This is a genomic window from Ruegeria sp. CI1 (assembly GCF_056536925.1).
Map to the genome: position 1 here is coordinate 113,491 of NZ_JBQFQP010000006.1, position 17,188 is coordinate 130,678.

A 17,188-nucleotide genomic window follows, 5' to 3' on the forward strand; every position below is an offset into this window, starting at 1 on the left:
TAGAAACGCTTTAAGGCCGGTCGCTGTTGAAGATAGAGACGGCGACCTTCCAGGTACCATCGGGCTGACGTTTCAGGACGTTGACGAACTTGCCCTCTTCGGGCGGGGTTGCACCGATGACGGCGTAGGTTCCGATCTGATAGGCCATGTCGCCCTCGACACCGTATTCGATCAGCGCATTGGTATGGGTGCCACCGTCGGAGACTTCCATCCGCGAGCGGTAGACTTCCTCGAACGCGGCGCGGCCGCGGATCATGGGCTGACCGGGCGCCAGCAGGACGACATCCTCGGTAAAGAACGCGGCGCAGGCCGCGGCGTCACCCCGGTTGAAGGCGTCGTTATACGCCGCGTCGAAGTCTTCGAGTAACTTTTTCATGTCCATGGTCAAAACCCTCAATCACCAATCCCGGCGCGTGGGCGCAATAGCTGCGGCACCGCTTTACAGCCCCATCGTAACACGAAACGCGCGGCCACCAGGCCGGCTGGATGCGATTGCCGGAGGGCGCAACGGCAACAGGCCGGGGGATACCCGGCCTGACGCATTGACGAGGGCCGCAGCGCGGTGCGAAGACAGGCGCTGCCGCCTGCCGGATCAGCGGTTCAGATCGACGGGGATCTCGACCTCGATCTCGCCGGCGTTTTCAAAGATCAGCGTGACCGGGATCGTTGCGCCCTGCTCGAAGGGAGCCTTGATCCCCATGAACATCACATGGTCGCCGCCGCGCTGCAGATTGTGGGCCTCGTTCGCGGGAATGACGAAACCTTCTTCGACATGGACCATCTGGGCCACGCCTTCGGAGTTGATCTGGTGAGTGTGCAGCTCGACGCGGCCGGCCACGCCCGATTTCGCGTCAATCAGACGGTCATCGGCATCAGACTGGTTCGTGATGGTCATGAATGCGGCCCCGGCCTTGGCATTCTTGCCTGACGAGCGGGCATAGGCGTCTTCGATCACGATCGCGCCGTCGGCCAGCGCGGCACCGGCCAGGGTCAGGATTGCAACTGCGGTAAGCAGGGTGGATTTGAGCGACATGGCGTCTCTCCCATTGTCTTGATTGTCTGTATTGCGAGTTGAATGCGAAAATCAGACAACAAGTGGAGGCGCGCGCGCGGCGGCGTGCAGATGCGGTACAGGAGCGTTCAGATCTATTGCGTAAAGGGCTGCGGGCCGGTCGTGATCCGGTGCGGCGGGCAGCGGTGACTGGTCCAGCAGAACCGCACCCAAAAGGGTCAGGGCATAGTCGGGGCAGTAATGCGGCGGTTTCGTCGGCTGGCCCTGTTCGTCCATGTAGACCATGACCGGGCCAGTGCCGGTGCACAGTTCCATCTGGCCCATAGCGGCGCTCATCCCGCGCGAAACGGCAAGGCTTTGGCCAGTGAGGACCAGCAGCAACGACAACACAAGCGCCAGATATGGGCGGAACGGATGGTTCATTTGAGTCATTGCATACGCCTTGCGGACGCGGTGCTTCAAGCGCATTGCGCGACCCTGCGACAGCAGGGCGCTGGGGCCCCTGGCGGACGCGGGGTCAACCACTGATATAGCGTTCCAGTTGTTCGATCACGAATTGCTGGTCGCTGATGATGCTTTTGACCAGATCGCCCATCGACACAATACCCACAAGTTGCCCCTGATCCATCACCGGCAAATGGCGCACGCGCAGGTCGGTCATGACCGCCATCGCCTCCTGCACGGTCTGGTCGGGCGGCGCGTAGGAGACCCGGGTCGCCATGACATCACCCACCCGTGTTTTCGGAGAGGAGCGGCCTTTGAGGAACACTTCGCGCGCATAGTGGCGTTCGGTGAAAATCCCCATCACCTTGCCGCCCTGCACTACCACGATTGCACCGACATCGGCGTCGGCCATTTTCTGGATGGCATCCAGAACCGTCGCGGTCGGATGAATTGTCAGAACCTTCTGACTTTTGGAATTGAGCAATTGCTGAAGTGTCGGCATGGTCCTCTACCTCGCTCAGTAGATGGTGACCCGATGAAAAATCATTGCCACAAACCGTAAAAAAAACAATGATTCAGATCAACTAATGACCATTCTTTTCAATCTTTTGTACACGCAATAAAAGACCGGAACTCCGCCACAGGAGATGGGCCTACTCCAGACCTTTCCAGAATTTCCGCCGATACTCGGTTTCGGTGGTTGTCTCACCGCTTGCCGCCGCTTTCTTGCGGTCCGGTTCCGGCAGCAGCTCCTGCAGGTAGTCGACGCGTTTCCAGTCAGGGACGGGCGTTTCGACGCCGGGCCGTGGCACGAAATCCGAAGCCTGTTGACGCTGATAGCGGTGGATATAGCGGGGGCAGTTTGTAAAGATGTTTTCCAGATCGACCCGCACCACCAAAAGCGCCCCGGGATAGGTGTCGAACAAGGGCGATGACGTCGACCCTTGTGCCCGCCCGTGCAGGCGCAGGCGACGGGGCTGCTCGAAATCGATGAACAGCATGCCGACTCTGGCGGTATCGGCGATGTTTCCGGCCGAATAGAACATACCGTTGCCGTCATAGATCGGAAAACACAGAGTGCGGTCGTCGAGGATGCGTACGAAGCCGGGTGCGCCGCCCTTGTATGAAACCGAGGGAAAACCGGCGTGGTCGATGGTGGACAGGAAAAAGAAGTCGCTGGCCGTGATGAACCTGCGGTCCATCGGGGCCAGTGCCGAGCGCATGACCCTGTCGTGCAGCGCATCGGCCAGTCTTCGGGTTTCGAACTTGTCCTGCAGATGCCGGTGGGCGCTGGAATAGAACTCTGCCATGAGCGGTCTCCCTTTGGAGCCGCATCCTAGCAGATTTGCAGTTGCCCGTCGCGCGGACAGCACACAAGCAAAAACCCCGTACCGGCATAGTACGGGGTTTCAAAATCCGACTTTCGAAAGCTATCAGGCCGAGGCTTGGGCCTTGGCGATCTCTTTTTTGACTTTCAGCGCGTTGGCGGACAGGTCTTCGTCCTTGGCCTTGGCCAGGAACGCGTCCAGACCACCGCGATGATCAACCGAGCGCAGAGCGGAAGCCGAGATGCGCAGCTTGACGCCACGGCCCAGGGTTTCCGACTGCAGCGTAACATCGTTAAGGTTGGGTAGAAAACGACGCTTGGTTTTATTGTTGGCGTGGCTGACATTGTTGCCAGTCATCGGGCCTTTTCCGGTCAGTTCGCAACGGCGCGACATGGTTACATCCTTTGTTTCTGGTGGCAGGGCATCCGGCCTTCTGCCAAATCACAAGGGGCGCAACCCGAAGTCGCGCCCGAAAACTGGTTGGATGCGTTTAGGAGGAATCGCCGGAAGGGTCAAGATGGCGGATGCGGAATCTTTCAAGAAGCTTGCGAAGTTTGCAAGGTTCGGCGGAATGGCCCGTGCCGGGCCATGCCTTCGGCTTGAGTATTTGAAAAAAGATGAAGTGGGGATCAGGCCCCCGAGAGCGTTGCCAGCATGCGTTCGGCGGCGGCGGCGGGGCTGAGCGTCCCCTGCGCCACTTCGTTGTTGAGCCGTGCCATGTTGGCCCGGGCCTCGGCGGTGTCGAGGCGCGCAAGCAGGGCATGGCGCACTTCCTGATCGAACCAGTAGCGGGCCTGTGCGGAGCGATTGGCATCCCAGTGGCTGTTTTCCTTGCGCCAGTCGACCAGCGCCTGCATTTCAACCCATGCCTCGGCCAGCCCCTGTTCTTCGACCGCCGAGACCATCAGAGCCTTGGGAAAACCGGCCGGATCCTGCGGGCGTTTGCGCAGCAGCCGCAGCGCGCCGGCATAATCGGCGCAGGTTCGGACCGCGGTTTCCCTAAGGGCACCGTCTGCCTTGTTGACGAGAATCAAGTCGGCCATTTCCATGATGCCGCGCTTGACGCCCTGCAACTCGTCGCCACCGGCGGGCGCCAGCAGCAGCAGGAACAGGTCGGACATTTCCGAGACCACGGTTTCGGACTGGCCGACGCCCACGGTTTCGATCAGGATCACATCAAAGCTTGCCGCCTCGCAGAGCGCCACCGCCTCGCGCGTGCGGCGGGCGACGCCGCCCAGGTGGGTCTGGCTGGGGGATGGTCGGATAAACGCATTCCGCTCGCGGCTGAGGCGCTCCATCCGGGTCTTGTCCCCTAGGATCGAGCCGCCGGATCGGGCCGAGCTGGGATCGACTGCAAGCACGGCAACGCGCAGCCCCTGCCCGGTCAGCAGCATGCCGAAGGATTCGATGAAGGTGGATTTGCCCACCCCCGGCGTGCCGGACAGACCGATGCGCAGGGCCTGACGACCGGCGGGGGCAAGATATTCGAGCAGTTCGGTCGCCTGTGCGCGGTGGTCGGGGCGCTTGCTTTCGACCAGGGTGATCGCGCGCGCCAGCGCCCGGCGGTCGCCGGTCAGTACCTTGTCGCCAAGCTCTGCGATGTTCATGCGCGCCCCCTTCCCGGAATTTTGCCCTTGATGACGTAGCGGGACGGGGTTTGTCCAGTGTCGGAAGCGGCGGGATTTGCCGCAGGCGAACTGGACGCCGGTCTGTGCTTTGGCGATAAGACGGCATGGACCAATTGCCGATAGATGATGCCCTGCCCGATCTGATTGCCGCGCTGAAAGCGCGCGGGCGGGCGGTGTTGCAGGCTCCGCCGGGGGCAGGCAAGACCACAAAAGTGCCACTGGCGATGCTGGAGGCAGGGCTGTGCGAGGGCCGCATCGTGATGCTGGAACCGCGCAGGCTGGCGGCGCGGGCCGCCGCCGAACGCATGGCCGAGACGCTGGGGGAACGCGCGGGCGAGACCGTGGGGTATCGCGTTCGCGGCGATGCCAGGGTGTCCGGGGCGACGCGGATCGAGGTCGTGACCGAAGGCATCCTTACCCGGATGCTGCAATCCGAACCGGACCTGCCCGGCGTGAGCGCGGTGATATTTGACGAGTTTCACGAACGCTCCCTGAATGCCGATTTGGGACTGGCGCTGTGTCTGGAAGTGGCGGGCGCGCTGCGGGACGACCTGATCCTGCTGGCGATGTCGGCAACCTTGGATGCCGAACCGGTGGCGGTGCTGATGGATGCGCCGTTGGTCAGTTCCGAGGGGCGGAGTTATCCGGTGGAGACACGCTGGCTGGAGCGTCCGCTGGGGCCGCAGGCGCGGCGTCTGGACGCGCTGGCCGATCTGGTCGTCCGGGCCGAGCGGGAGACACGCGGGACAGGCGGTGGGATGCTGGTGTTTCTGCCAGGCGAGGGCGAGATCCGTCGGACCGAGGCGGCGCTGGCGAAACGATTGCCCGAAAGTTGCGTGCTGCGCCCCCTGTTCGGCGCGATGCCCTTTGCCGCGCAGCGGACGGCGATTGCGCCGGTGTCGGCGGGGCGCAAGGTGGTACTGGCGACCTCGATCGCGGAAACCTCGCTGACCATTCCCGACATCCGGGTGGTGATCGATATGGGCCAGGCCCGGCGGGCGCGGTTCGATCCGGGCGCGGGACTGTCACGGCTGGTGACCGAGCGGGTGACGCGGGCAGAGGCGACCCAGCGGGCGGGTCGCGCGGGCCGGGTGGCCGAAGGTGTGTGTTACCGGCTGTGGTCCAGGGGCGAGGACGGGGCGCTGGCCGCCTTTCCACCTGCCGAGATCGAGGCGGCGGACCTGACCGGACTGGCGCTGGAGCTGGCGCTATGGGGGGCCGAGCCGACAGAATTGGCCTTTCTGACGCAGCCGCCCAATGAGGTGATGGCCGAGGCGCGGGCGTTGCTTGCGATGCTGGGCGCGCTGGATGGCAAGGAACGGATTACCGATCACGGGCGGGCGCTGGCCGCCCTGCCCCTGCATCCGCGTCTGGGGCATATGCTGGTGACGGCGGGGGGCGAGGCAGCACCTTTGGCAGCGCTGATGGCCGAACGTGATCCGCTGATGGGCGCGCCGGTGGATCTGAGCCTGCGGCTGGAGGCATTGCGGGACGCAAAGACGTTTCAGCGCAACCGGCCCTATGCGCTGCACATGAGTGTGCTGGAGCGAGTGCGGGCCGAGGCGAAGCGGCTGCGCGGGCAGACGAAATCCTCTGACGAGCGGATGAGCGTCGCGGCCATGGCGGCGCTGGCCTATCCCGACCGTATCGGGCAGCGGCGCAAGGGGGGCACACCCAGGTTCGTTCTGTCGGGCGGCAAAGGCGCCGTGTTGGAGGCCGGAGACGGGCTGGCAGGGGTGCCGTATCTTGTGGCAATCGATACCGATGGCAATCCGCGCGAAGCCCGGGTTCGGCTGGCCGCCCAGATCTCGGAACGGGACATCCGGGAGCTGTTTGGTGAGCAGATTGTCTGGGTGGACGTCTGCGAATGGTCAAGGCGCGACCGCAGGGTGGTGGCGCGGCAACAGGAGCGCTTCGGCGCGATCACGCTGGAGGACCGGGTCTGGAAAGACGCGCCCGACGCGGCGGTGGCAGCGGCGATGCTGGACGGGGTGCGCGATCTGGGCTTGCGGCTGGATGGCGCGGCCGCGCGTCTCGCCGCGCGGGTGGAACTGGTACGGGAAAACGGTGCCGATCTGCCGGATTTTTCCGAACAGGGGCTGCTGGCAAGTCTGGAGGAGTGGTTGTTGCCGATGCTGTCCGGCGTGCGCAGCGCCGAAGAATGGAAGCGGTTCGACCTGCTGCCCGCGCTCAGGACCGCACTGAGCTGGGAGCAGTTGCAGGATCTGGACCGCCGCGCGCCGGGGTCCTTTACCACGCCGCTGGGGCGGAAAGTGCCGATCGACTATGGTGGCGCGGTGCCGGAGATTTCGGTGCGGTTGCAGGAGTTGTTCGGGGTCACGCAGCACCCGGTGATCGGGGGCGAGCCTTTGAAGATCACGCTTTTGTCGCCGGCGCGGCGACCGATCCAGATTACCCGCGATCTGCCGGGATTCTGGGCCGGGTCCTATGCGGACGTGCGCAAGGACATGCGAGCGCAATACCCCAAACATCCCTGGCCGGAGGACCCCACAGCAGCCGACCCGACATTGCGGGCAAAGCCGCGGTCATAGGTGGCTCTGCCCCCGGCGCGGCGAGCCGCGCCTCCCCCGGAGTATCCTCAAAAAGATGAAGTGCGGATCATGTCGGCGGCTTTCTCGGCGATCATGATGACCGGGGAGGCGGTATTGCCGCTGACGATTTTCGGCATGATCGAGGCGTCGATCACGCGCAGACCCGAAAGGCCGTGGACGCGCAGATCTGGTGCGGTGACGGCCATCGGGTCGGCGCCCATCCTGCAGGTTCCGACCGGGTGGAAAATCGTGGTGGCGATGTTTCCGGCCTCGCGCAGAAGGTCGGCATCGGTGGCGATTTCCGGACCCGGCAGGAATTCCTGTGGGCAGTAAGGTTGCAGCGCCCGCGCGGTCATGATCCGGCGCGTCTGTTTGACGGCGGCGACAGCGACCTGTTTGTCGCGCTCGGCGCTGAGGTAGTTGAGGCGGATATGCGGCTGCGGGTCGGGCTGGCTGGTGGTGATGTGGCTGTGGCCCACGCTTTCGGGGCGCAGATTGCAGACCGAGACAGTGATGGCCGGAAACGGGTGCAGAGGGTCGCCGAGCCTGTCCGTGGAGAGCGGCTGGACATGGTATTCGAGATCGGGCGTGGCGAGCGCGGGGTCGGATTTGGTGAAGAGGCCGAACTGGCTAGGCGCCATGCTGAGCGGGCCGGAGCGGGAAAGTGCGTATTTCAGGCCGATACCGATGCGACCCAGCACAGAGTTGGCCGTTTCGTTCAGGGTTTGAGTGCCCGAGACCTTGAACACGGTGCGGATCTGCAGGTGGTCCTGCAGGTTCTCACCCACTCCCGGCAGGTCAAGAATGGGCGTGATACCCAGGGCAGAAAGGCGGTCGGGCTGGCCGATGCCGGACAGCTCCAACAGCTTGGGCGAGTTGATGGCACCCGCGGCGAGCAGCACCTCGGCCCGGGCAGTAACGGTCAGGAGGCGGCCTTTGTAGCGAAAGACGACGCCGGTGACGCGGCGGCCATCCAGGATCAGCCGGTCGGTTGTCGCATGGGTCAGCACCCGCAGGTTGGGGCGTTTTAACGCCGGGCGCAGGAAGGCCTTGGTGGTGTTCCAGCGGACCCCGTTTTTCTGGTTCACCTCGAAGAAACCCGAGCCTTCGTTGTTGCCGGAATTGAAATCCGGGGTGGGGCCGTAGCCGAATTCCTGCGCACCCTCCTGAAAGGCGCGCAGGATGTCCCAGCTGACGCGCTGGGTGGTCACCTTCCACTCGCCCCCTGCCCCGTGGAGATTGGTCTCGCCCTTGTGGTGATCCTCGGATTTGCGGAAATAGGGCAGCACGTCGTCCCAGCCCCAACCCGTATTGCCCATCTGCCGCCAGCCGTCGTAATCGGCGGCCTGCCCGCGCATGTAGATCATGCCGTTGATCGAGGTGCAGCCGCCCAGAACCTTGCCGCGTGGATAGACCAGCGAGCGACCGTTCAGCCCTGGTTCCTCGGCTGTCTTCATCATCCAGTCGACGCGGGGATTGCCGATGCAATAGAGGTAACCCACGGGGATATGCACCCAGTGATAGAGGTCGTTGCCGCCCGCTTCGAGCAACAACACCCGAGTATCGGGATTTTCGCTCAGGCGGTTGGCGAGCACGCAGCCGGCGGTACCTCCACCGACGATCACATAGTCATAGTCCCCTGTCAGCTGTTCGGTCATGGTGCTCTCTCCTTACCCGCCAGCTTGCCGATTGGGGCGGGGGATGCAATGGGGGTGTTCGGGCATTTTCCGGTAACCTTCGCAGACAGCCGTGGTCACGATTAAAGACGCGTGCGGTTTGTGCTATGCTTACGGACATGCTCAACTTGACCTCGGTCCAATCGGTGGAGGTGAACGGCACCGTTCTTGCTGCTTTGGAAAAAGGTGGCGGCGACCCGTTGGTGCTTGTGCATGGCAGCGCGTCGGATTTGCGAACATGGTCCCATCAGATCGATGTTTTTCCGCAACGCTTTCGCACTATCGCCTATAGCCGCCGCTTTCACGCGCCCAACGCGCCAATACCGTCAGATGCGCCCGATCCCATTCAAGCCCATGTCGATGATCTTGCCGCTCTATTCAGAGCAATGGATGCCGGGCCTGCGCATGTCGTCGGGCATTCCTGGGGCGCGCTTGTTTCACTTTTGGCCGCCGAGCAAGTACCAGCGCTGTTTCGCAGTCTCATCCTGATTGAACCGCCAGCGATTTCGATGCACGTGAGCATTCCGCCGACGGCAAATCAATTGATCCGGCTTCTGGTTTCGGAGCCCCGGCTTGCCTTCGCAATCATGAAATTCGGTGCACGAACCGTCGGCCCTTCGGAAAAGGCTTTCCGCAGGGGGGAGGACAAACTGGCTGTTGAAATCTTTGCCCGAGGGGTGCTGGGCGAGCGGTATTTCGAAGCCTTGTCGGAGGAACGTTTTGCGCAGGTCTGGGACAATCGGGGGCCTGACCGCGCACTGGCCCTGTATCAGGGGTTCCCTGATCTGCGTGGAAAGACATTCCAGAATGTCCGTGTTCCCGTGTTTCTGATTGGTGGCACCGACAGCCCACCGCTTTTCAAGCTGCTTCTTGACGGGCTGTTCCATTGCCTTTCGGATGCGCGGATCAAAATGATCGAGAACGCATCGCACATCGTTCATGAGGACGCGCCCGAGGCTTTGAATGCATTTATTTTGGAGTTCCTTGACGAAGTCGGACAAGGGCCTATCGCGCCCGCTTGAGCAGAAGATGGAATGGGCGTGTTTTCCGACGCGGAATTCTCAGGAAGGTTTTGTTCCCGAGACGACAAAACTCGGCATTGGGATGGCGACAGCTCCGTCGCGTTCGAACTTGAGAATGCCCTCGGTGACGTCGGATTCGATTGCCTTCACGGCTTGGGGAGTTTGCCGGTCCATGATGATGGGCGTTCGAACGCTGAATTGCAGGAACTCGGCCCAGAAGCCGCTTGCTTGACCATGGTAGCAACTTGGAACGTCGATGACCTGTATATCTTCAAAACCCGCGGCCATCAGTGCCTTTGCGCACAGATCACGGTCGGAATAGGCGAATGCGTCAGGTGACGGCGGGACATCGCTCATGTCCGCGTGCCGCAAGACCGCTCCGAAAACCGTGGCGAACAATGCGGAGTCTTTCGGCGAGCACCACTGGCTGAAGGCGTAGCGCCCGCCGGGCCGGATGACACGGAAGGCTTCGGAAAATGCTTTCGTTGGGTCCGTGAAGTGAAAGACGCCAAAGTTGCAGATTGCGGCGTCATAGCTTTCGTCTTGTGCATCGAGCGCAAGCGCGTCTCCCTCCCGGAAAGGCACGTGTGGAAAGCGTCTGGCTGCGGTCCGGACCATGGATGGCGCAAAATCAACGCCTTCGGCATGCGCCCCGATTGCGTCGGCGGCGCCCGCGGCGAAACCCGGCCCGGTGCAGATGTCGAGCACTTTCAGACCGACGCGTGCGCGAATGGCGCTGAGCAGGGCGGGGATTGCCTGGGTCGTGACACGCGCGGTCAGGGTTTCGTAATTCTCGGCCCGCTTGTCCCAGCCGTCCAATTCCTGTTTGCGAAATTCCTCGAATGCCATGGCCCCCTCCGGTTTACTGCCAAAGCATAACACGAAAATTGCGCGAAAGGCCGGTAACGCCAAAGAAACCAACCGGCCGCTCAACGTTTTAGAGTGCGCCGTTTGTTTTGCGGCCACAAAGCATGTACTCTGGATTGACTTGGCGCTGCTTCCTTCAGGAGGTGCACAATGTTAGTCAGGCGTTTCGTTATCTTTCTGGTCCTGCTTCTGAGCGCGTTACCGTCTCAATCGCGGGCAGAAACACCGCTGGGGTCCACGATTTCCGAGGAAGTCTTTCTGTATTTGAAGGTTAGTTCCGAGGCGGCTCAGAGTTTGTTGCCTGAGGGCTGGACGCTGGCCCCCTGGACAAAAGGCGCTTGGGCGGGGGCCAACCTGCTGATTATCCTGGGTGAAACGCATTCCGATCTGAATCCCGAAGGAAAGCCGCGGCGGGATACCGGCTATCTCAACATGCGGCTGTTTACATGGGGTCGCAACGAAGCGGTCAAGTGGCGTATCTTCAACGCGGGCCGGTTTGCCACCGACGATCTGACCCCAAGTTCGACCACCCGCGTTAGCATGGTCAACATGCGCCGTTCGGTATCGCGGGTTACTGAAAGTCGTGGTCATGCTGCGGTCACCGACCATTGGGAAATCGACGCCGAAAGCGGGACGCTCAGGCTAGAAATGTCATACTCGGGGCTGGCACCGCGATATTCGACGCAGCAAGGGAAGGTGGTTGATCCGGATGCCCCGGAAGGAGACCCGGTCGGTTTTCGGATCAAGCAGATTTCCTATATGATACAGGGGCTGAACCACCCTAACAGTGTTTCGTCCGTTGATCTGGAAAATTCGATCCCGGATCTGTTGCCGCTTTTGGATGGGAACGAAGAAATCCTCGCTATCCGGATATTGCCGGTGAAATTCACCGAGCGTCTTGGGCCCTGAGCCTGCTGGCGGAGCGAAGGAAACTCTCATCGTCGTGTGCATCATAGCAGAACCGGTGTTAAGATCGACTTGCCCCACATGTGCGGGAGTAGAAAGTTATGAACATTTGCGAAGCACGATCGCAGGCTGAGATCAACCACGCGGCAAGTCTCATGCGAGGTTTGTATGAAGCGAACAAAGTTCTCTACCACGACGACCTGGAAACCATCGAAGAGTACTACCGGGGGTCGTGGTTTTTTCAGCGCTCACCACAACTTCCGGCTGTGTACCTTCCGCCGCAAGGAAATGTCCTTGTTGCTTATTTGGGCAGCAAACCGGCGGGAACGGTGGCGACCTATCGAATGGATGGTGAAAACTGTGAGCTGAAATCGATGTTCGTTGCTCCTGCTTTCAGAAAAAGCGGCGTTGCACATGCCCTTTGCGAGGCGGTGATCAAGCTGGCCAGAGAACAAGGATATCTCAACGTCAGGCTAACAACCGGGGAGCGTCAATTGCCAGCCCGACGCCTGTATGAACGGCTGGGGTTCAGGATGGTTGCGCCCTGGGACGTCAATCCGCCCGAAGGCTACGATTACTTTGAGTTGGGCATCGGTTAGGGTGGTGATCTGATCGGGTCGATCTCTGCAACCTGACCGGAGCGGCTTGGGGTAGACTTTCTTTCGACGGTGCTGAACTCTTCAGTTTATCCCGCCTATCCCCACTCGCCATGCGTTTCCCCCGGGCGATCGGTGCGCTCGAACCCGTGATGGCCGAAGAAATCGCGTTGTGCCTGGATCAGGTTGGCGGTGCCGGTGGCCTGGCGGATGCTGTCGTACCAGCCGAGCGCGGCGGAGAGCGCGGGAACCGGCAGGCCCGAGGTGATTGACTGCGCCACGATAGCCCGGAGGCCTTGCAACGCGGGGGCGAGAAGGTCCGGTACGGCCGGGGCGAGGAAGGCTGGGCGTTCGGGCCTTTCACGCAGGGCCGGGGCGAGGTCGTCGAGCAGGGATGAGCGGATTATGCAGCCCGCGCGCCAGATCTCGGCGATGCGGGCAAGATCCAGCGACCAGCCGTATTCGGCCGAGGCGGCGCGAAGGATGTCGAAGCCCTGAAGATGTGCCAGAAGGCGGCCTGCAAAAAGAGCCTGCGTCAGCAAATCTGGATGGGGAGTCGACACTGTGCAATCTGCGGGCGGCAACTGCGCGGCGGCGGCCAGCCGGGCGGGTTTGGCGGACGACCAAGCGCGGGCGCCGACGGCGGCCTCGATAACCGAGGCGGACTGGCCCAGTTTCAGCGCCTCGATCACGGTCCAGCGCCCGGTGCCCTTCTGGCCGGCCCGATCGCGGATCATGTCGACCATCGGTCGGCCCGAGAGCGGATCGGTGGCTAGCAGGACGCGGGCGGTGGCCTCGACCAGGAACGAGGCAAGCGGGCCGGTTTCCCAACGCCGGAACAGCGCGCCGATGCGCGGTGCCTCCCACCCTGCCCCATCGCGCAGGAGGCCGTAGATTTCTGCAATCATCTGCATGTCGGCATATTCGATGCCGTTGTGCACAGTCTTGACGAAATGCCCCGCGCCGTCAGGGCCAAGATGCGCGACGCAAGGATCTCCGTCGAACTTGGCGGCAATCGGCTCCAGCAACGGTCGCAGGTGGTGCCAGCTGTGATCCGAGCCGCCCACCATCATCGAAGGGCCGTGGCGCGCGCCCTCTTCTCCGCCGGAAACGCCCATGCCGACGAAGTGCAGCCCCGTTCCCGCAAACTCTGCCGAGCGGCGGCGGCTGTCGTTGAAATCGGCGTTGCCAGCATCGATCAGGGTATCGCCGGACGACAGAAGCGGGCGGATAGCATCGATCATGGCATCAACCGGCGCGCCCGACGGGATCATCAGCAGAATCAGGCGCGGGGTTTCGAGCTGCGCGACAAACTTTGCCAGGGTTGGGGCCGTGCTGATCCTGTCGGCCAATGGCCCGGCCCGGGTCACGAATGGATCGATCCAGTCCACCTCGCGATTTGTGACGCAGATGGGGATGCCATTTTCGGCAAAGTTCAGGGCCAATGCGCTGCCCATCGTTCCCAGACCGTAGACCCCGATCCTTGCCTTGCCCATGCCTGTCCCCGTGCTGTTTGACCGGCGCAGAATGCGATATGGCGGAAACCGGCGCAACCCGGTGACGGTTGTGGATAAATTCTGCGCCTCCCGTTGAATCCGACCGCGAAACCTTTATTTAAAGCGGCATCGATTTATCAGCGCGAACACGAAATCGGTCCGATGAACAAACGGTTACGGAAAGCTTGGGAAGAGGTTGTGCGACCTCTGGTCCGGCGCCCCGACGGGGTGCAGGTTGCGGCGCTGTGCACGCGGCCCACCAAGCGCGGCGACGAGGTTCTGCTGATCACCAGCCGGGGATCGGGCCGCTGGATCGTGCCCAAGGGCTGGCCCATCGACGGGCTGGACGGGCCGGAAAGCGCACTTCGCGAGGCGTGGGAAGAGGCCGGCGTGCGCAAGGCGAATGTCTGGCAAGACCCGGTGGGACGGTATTCCTATGACAAGGTGCTGGATGACGGGTCGTCGCAGACCGTCCGGACCAGCGTCTACCGGTTGCTGGTCGACAGCCTGTCAGACGAATACCCCGAGGCGCATGAGCGCAAGCGGAAATGGATGTCTCCGGCAGATGCTGCCAACCGGGTGAACGAACCCGAACTGCAGGCCATTCTGCGTCAATTGTAGCGCATTCACGAAGGTTTTTTGACGTTTCTCTTGCGAGTCGGGGGGCAAGCGACTAGTCGCGGGCGCGACGTGACACCTGCTGCCGAAAGATCATGACCGATTCACCGACACCAACCCGCTGGAAATCCCTCGATAAGGACCTCAAGCGCATCTCGCGTGTGGAGGCGGCCACGAGCTATGTCTCGCGTCCGCTGGTTGCGCCGGGCATATCGCTGGCCTTCATCGTGCTTGCGGGTCTGGTGGCGTCAGTTTTTTTTGGCGGTGTCAGTGGCAACGTCATTGTCATCGCGGCGGCGGCGTTCGGGGCCTATATGGCCATCAACATCGGCGCAAATGACGTGGCCAACAACATGGGGCCTGCGGTGGGCGCCAATGCCCTGACCATGGGTGGGGCCATCGCCATTGCAGCAATCGCCGAAAGCGCGGGCGCCTTGCTGGCGGGCGGTGACGTGGTGTCGACCATTTCCAAGGGCATTATCGATCCGGCATCGGTCGAGGATACCCAGGTCTTTATCTGGGCAATGATGGCGGCGCTGATATCCTCGGCCCTGTGGGTGAACCTGGCCACATGGGTTGGTGCACCGGTATCGACCACGCATTCGGTCGTGGGCGGCGTGATGGGGGCCGGCGTCGCAGCGGCGGGCCTGTCGGCGGTCAGCTGGTCGACGATGGGCACGATTGCGGCAAGCTGGGTGATCTCGCCGGTGCTGGGCGGTGCGATCGCGGCGTTGTTTCTCGCGCTGATCAAGCACAAGATCCAGTATCAGGACGACAAGATCGCCGCCGCGCGCCGCTGGGTCCCGATACTCGTGGCGGTCATGGCGGGCGCTTTCTCCTCTTACCTTGCGGTCAAGGGACTGAAAAAGATCGTCAAGATCGATCTGGAATACGCCCTGTTGATCGGTCTTGTCGCCGCGGTTGCGTCCTGGGCCATCACCGTGCCGCTGGTGCGGCGCAAATCCGAGGGCATGGAGAACCGCACCAAGTCGGTCAAGACGCTGTTCGGCCTACCGTTGGTCATTTCGGCGGCGCTGTTGAGCTTTGCCCATGGTGCCAATGACGTCGCCAATGCGGTCGGTCCGCTGGCGGCCATCGTGCACGCGACCGAGTTCGGCAGCTTTTCCGCCAAGGTATCGATCCCGAGCTGGGTGATGGTGATCGGGGCGTTCGGCATCTCGTTCGGCCTGTTCCTGTTCGGCCCCAAGCTGATCCGCATGGTTGGCAGCCAGATCACCAAGCTGAACCCGATGCGCGCCTATTGCGTGGCATTGTCCGCCGCCATCACGGTAATTGTCGCAAGCTGGCTGGGCCTGCCAGTCAGTTCCACCCATATCGCGGTGGGCGGTGTCTTTGGCGTAGGATTCTATCGCGAATGGCATTCCGATCGCCGGCGGCGGAACTCGGCCAGCCAGACACCGGCCGAGTTGCGTCTGGCGCGTGAAGAACGCCAGCGCCGCAAGCTGGTGCGGCGGTCGCATTTCATGACCATCGTTGCCGCTTGGGTGATCACTGTGCCTGCCGCCGCACTCATGTCGGCGGTGATCTTCCTGATCCTGAACACGCTGGTTTGATCTGAGTCGTCTGTTGGCAGTTCAGTTCAGCGTGTTCTTGTGGATCACTCCGTCTTTCATGATGATCCTGAGGTTCTCGTGGTTCGTCACCGCGCTCAGGTCCTCGAGTGGGTTGCCATCCACAAGCAGTAGATCGGCATATCCACCTTCGGCGACTGTGCCCAGGGTGCCTTCCTGATAAGGGTTGCGCATATCGCCGCTGAAGGCGAACAGTTCCCCTGCCGTGCTGGTGGCCATGCGCAGGATTTCCACCGGCTCGTACCAGGGTAGAAGGCGTTCCATCATTTTTGCCTGCTCCTCGAACATTTCGGCAGGGACAAAGAACAAATCGGTACCGTAGGTCACCTTGAGGTTCGGAATTTCCTTGGCCCACTGATAAACATTGGCGGTACCCTCGCAGACCTGAGCCAGCTTGGCGTTCGAGAAATCGTCCAACTGCGGTTCGTTGCAGACGGTAAAGGGCTGGGTGCTGAGGAACACGCCCTCGTCCGCCATGCGCTGCAAGATTTCCTTGGTCAGAAGCTGGCCGTGGCCGACATCCTTGACACCTGCGTTGATCGCCCGCTCGATGGCGCTGGGGTGATAGGCGTGTACGGTGACATAGGTGCCCCAATCGGCAGCTGTATCGACAGCGGCCTTGATTTCCTCAAACGTGAACTGGTTACCCAACAGAGGGTCCGCCGGCGAGCTGTAGCCGCCACCGGCCATCACCTTGATGTGCGAAGCCCCGAATTTCAGGTTCTCGCGCGCCGCCGCAAGTACCGCAGGAACCCCATCGACCAGGAAGCCGTGACCCTGCTTGTAGGGGGCTGCCAGATCGCCGCCAAAGCTGGGGTTCGCCTGATTGGGAAAGCGGAAATCACCGTGTCCGGCAGTTTGGCTGATCGCACCACCGGCCGGATAAATCCGCGGCCCCGGAACCAGCCCCTCGTCGATGGCTTTTTTCAGCCCGAATGTGTTTCCGCCCATGTCCCGGATCGAGGTGAAGCCGCGCATCAGCATAGCTTCGGCGTCGATGGTCGAGTGAATGTAGTTGTAGCCTTCGAGGCCAACCAGGAAATCCACCTGGCTGAGCGAGCCGAAGGCAATGTGGGCATGTGTATCGGACAAGCCCGGCATCAGCGTGCGCCCCCCGCCGTCGATCACCGTGGCCCCGGCGGCATCGATTGCCTCGGTCGAAAACTTTCTGATCAGGTTGCCTTCGACAAGCACGTTGGCATTTTCAATCCTGGTGTCGCTGACCCCGTCAAACACATGTACATTCGTGAAAAGAACTTGTCCGGCATCCTCTTGCGCGGATGCCAGCGATGCGGTCACTGCTGCAATAACTGAAAGAACCAAGCGTTTCATTTGCATCTCCTTTTGGTAAAGAATTTGCGCCATCAAACGAGGCGTTTCGTTCACTGTGCTACGTTGGCTGGCATTTGTATTGACATTTCGCGCCACCTGAAGTGGCGAACCATTCCAAC

At 61.9% G+C, this 17,188-nt stretch carries 17 protein-coding genes; 6 read left to right on the forward strand and 11 right to left on the reverse strand.

All coding sequences use genetic code 11. The features are described from left to right. Positions 1-10: 10 nt before the first annotated feature. The 7 genes from ACR0LZ_RS08810 to meaB all read right to left on the reverse strand — a co-directional run bounded on the left by ACR0LZ_RS08810 (position 11) and on the right by meaB (position 4,391). Positions 11-376: a YybH family protein gene (locus tag ACR0LZ_RS08810; RefSeq protein ID WP_480749426.1), complete on the reverse strand. Its 366-nt coding sequence runs from the start codon at positions 374-376 to the stop codon at positions 11-13. 216 nt (positions 377-592) lie between these two features. Continuing rightward, positions 593-1,033, reverse strand: a complete 441-nt coding sequence (locus tag ACR0LZ_RS08815; RefSeq protein WP_480749427.1) for a copper chaperone PCu(A)C — start codon at positions 1,031-1,033, stop codon at positions 593-595. 51 nt (positions 1,034-1,084) lie between these two features. Continuing rightward, positions 1,085-1,444 carry a hypothetical protein gene (locus ACR0LZ_RS08820; protein ID WP_480749428.1) on the reverse strand — a complete coding sequence of 120 codons (360 nt, stop codon included), beginning with the start codon at positions 1,442-1,444 and terminating at the stop codon, positions 1,085-1,087. A gap of 85 nt (positions 1,445-1,529) precedes the next feature. Then, a complete protein-coding gene (locus ACR0LZ_RS08825) occupies positions 1,530-1,958 on the reverse strand; it encodes a CBS domain-containing protein (protein WP_480749429.1) in 429 nt (142 codons plus the stop codon). Positions 1,959-2,109: 151 nt separating this feature from the next. After that, the gene (locus ACR0LZ_RS08830) at positions 2,110-2,766 is read right to left on the reverse strand and encodes a pyridoxamine 5'-phosphate oxidase family protein (RefSeq protein WP_480749430.1); all 657 of its coding nucleotides are present in this window, start codon (positions 2,764-2,766) and stop codon (positions 2,110-2,112) included. Positions 2,767-2,889: 123 nt separating this feature from the next. Continuing rightward, a complete protein-coding gene (rpmB, locus tag ACR0LZ_RS08835) occupies positions 2,890-3,177 on the reverse strand; it encodes a 50S ribosomal protein L28 (protein ID WP_480599182.1) in 288 nt (95 codons plus the stop codon). A gap of 236 nt (positions 3,178-3,413) precedes the next feature. After that, a complete protein-coding gene (meaB, locus tag ACR0LZ_RS08840) occupies positions 3,414-4,391 on the reverse strand; it encodes a methylmalonyl Co-A mutase-associated GTPase MeaB (RefSeq protein WP_480749431.1) in 978 nt (325 codons plus the stop codon). A gap of 125 nt (positions 4,392-4,516) precedes the next feature. Between meaB and hrpB the strand changes: the two genes are divergently transcribed. Next, positions 4,517-6,964: an ATP-dependent helicase HrpB gene (hrpB, locus tag ACR0LZ_RS08845; protein ID WP_480749432.1), complete on the forward strand. Its 2,448-nt coding sequence runs from the start codon at positions 4,517-4,519 to the stop codon at positions 6,962-6,964. A gap of 47 nt (positions 6,965-7,011) precedes the next feature. Here hrpB and ACR0LZ_RS08850 read toward each other — a convergent pair whose 3' ends face one another. Further along, on the reverse strand, positions 7,012-8,622 hold the full coding sequence (locus tag ACR0LZ_RS08850) for a GMC family oxidoreductase (protein ID WP_480749433.1): 1,611 nt from the start codon (positions 8,620-8,622) through the stop codon (positions 7,012-7,014). 137 nt (positions 8,623-8,759) lie between these two features. Here ACR0LZ_RS08850 and ACR0LZ_RS08855 point away from each other — a divergent pair, with 137 nt between their 5' ends. Beyond that, positions 8,760-9,662 (forward strand): alpha/beta fold hydrolase, encoded by a 903-nt coding sequence (locus ACR0LZ_RS08855; RefSeq protein ID WP_480749434.1) that lies wholly within the window; start codon positions 8,760-8,762, stop codon positions 9,660-9,662. Between the two features lie 39 nt (positions 9,663-9,701). Here ACR0LZ_RS08855 and ACR0LZ_RS08860 read toward each other — a convergent pair whose 3' ends face one another. Continuing rightward, on the reverse strand, positions 9,702-10,511 hold the full coding sequence (locus tag ACR0LZ_RS08860; protein ID WP_480749435.1) for a class I SAM-dependent methyltransferase: 810 nt from the start codon (positions 10,509-10,511) through the stop codon (positions 9,702-9,704). 168 nt (positions 10,512-10,679) lie between these two features. On the opposite strand from ACR0LZ_RS08860, the gene ACR0LZ_RS08865 reads away from it, so the two are divergent. Both ACR0LZ_RS08865 and ACR0LZ_RS08870 read left to right on the forward strand, forming a co-directional pair. Continuing rightward, positions 10,680-11,438 (forward strand): hypothetical protein, encoded by a 759-nt coding sequence (locus tag ACR0LZ_RS08865; protein ID WP_480749436.1) that lies wholly within the window; start codon positions 10,680-10,682, stop codon positions 11,436-11,438. Positions 11,439-11,536: 98 nt separating this feature from the next. Next, a complete protein-coding gene (locus tag ACR0LZ_RS08870) occupies positions 11,537-12,034 on the forward strand; it encodes a GNAT family N-acetyltransferase (RefSeq protein WP_480749437.1) in 498 nt (165 codons plus the stop codon). A 95-nt stretch (positions 12,035-12,129) separates the two neighbouring features. On the opposite strand, the gene gndA is transcribed toward ACR0LZ_RS08870, so the two are convergent. Continuing rightward, positions 12,130-13,527: an NADP-dependent phosphogluconate dehydrogenase gene (gene gndA, locus ACR0LZ_RS08875; protein ID WP_480749438.1), complete on the reverse strand. Its 1,398-nt coding sequence runs from the start codon at positions 13,525-13,527 to the stop codon at positions 12,130-12,132. A 162-nt stretch (positions 13,528-13,689) separates the two neighbouring features. Here gndA and ACR0LZ_RS08880 point away from each other — a divergent pair, with 162 nt between their 5' ends. Then, the gene (locus tag ACR0LZ_RS08880; RefSeq protein ID WP_480749439.1) at positions 13,690-14,148 is read left to right on the forward strand and encodes an NUDIX hydrolase; all 459 of its coding nucleotides are present in this window, start codon (positions 13,690-13,692) and stop codon (positions 14,146-14,148) included. Positions 14,149-14,240: 92 nt separating this feature from the next. Next, on the forward strand, positions 14,241-15,719 hold the full coding sequence (locus ACR0LZ_RS08885; protein ID WP_480749440.1) for an inorganic phosphate transporter: 1,479 nt from the start codon (positions 14,241-14,243) through the stop codon (positions 15,717-15,719). Between the two features lie 21 nt (positions 15,720-15,740). On the opposite strand, the gene ACR0LZ_RS08890 is transcribed toward ACR0LZ_RS08885, so the two are convergent. After that, positions 15,741-17,069 (reverse strand): metal-dependent hydrolase family protein, encoded by a 1,329-nt coding sequence (locus tag ACR0LZ_RS08890; RefSeq protein ID WP_480749441.1) that lies wholly within the window; start codon positions 17,067-17,069, stop codon positions 15,741-15,743. Positions 17,070-17,188: the final 119 nt, after the last annotated feature.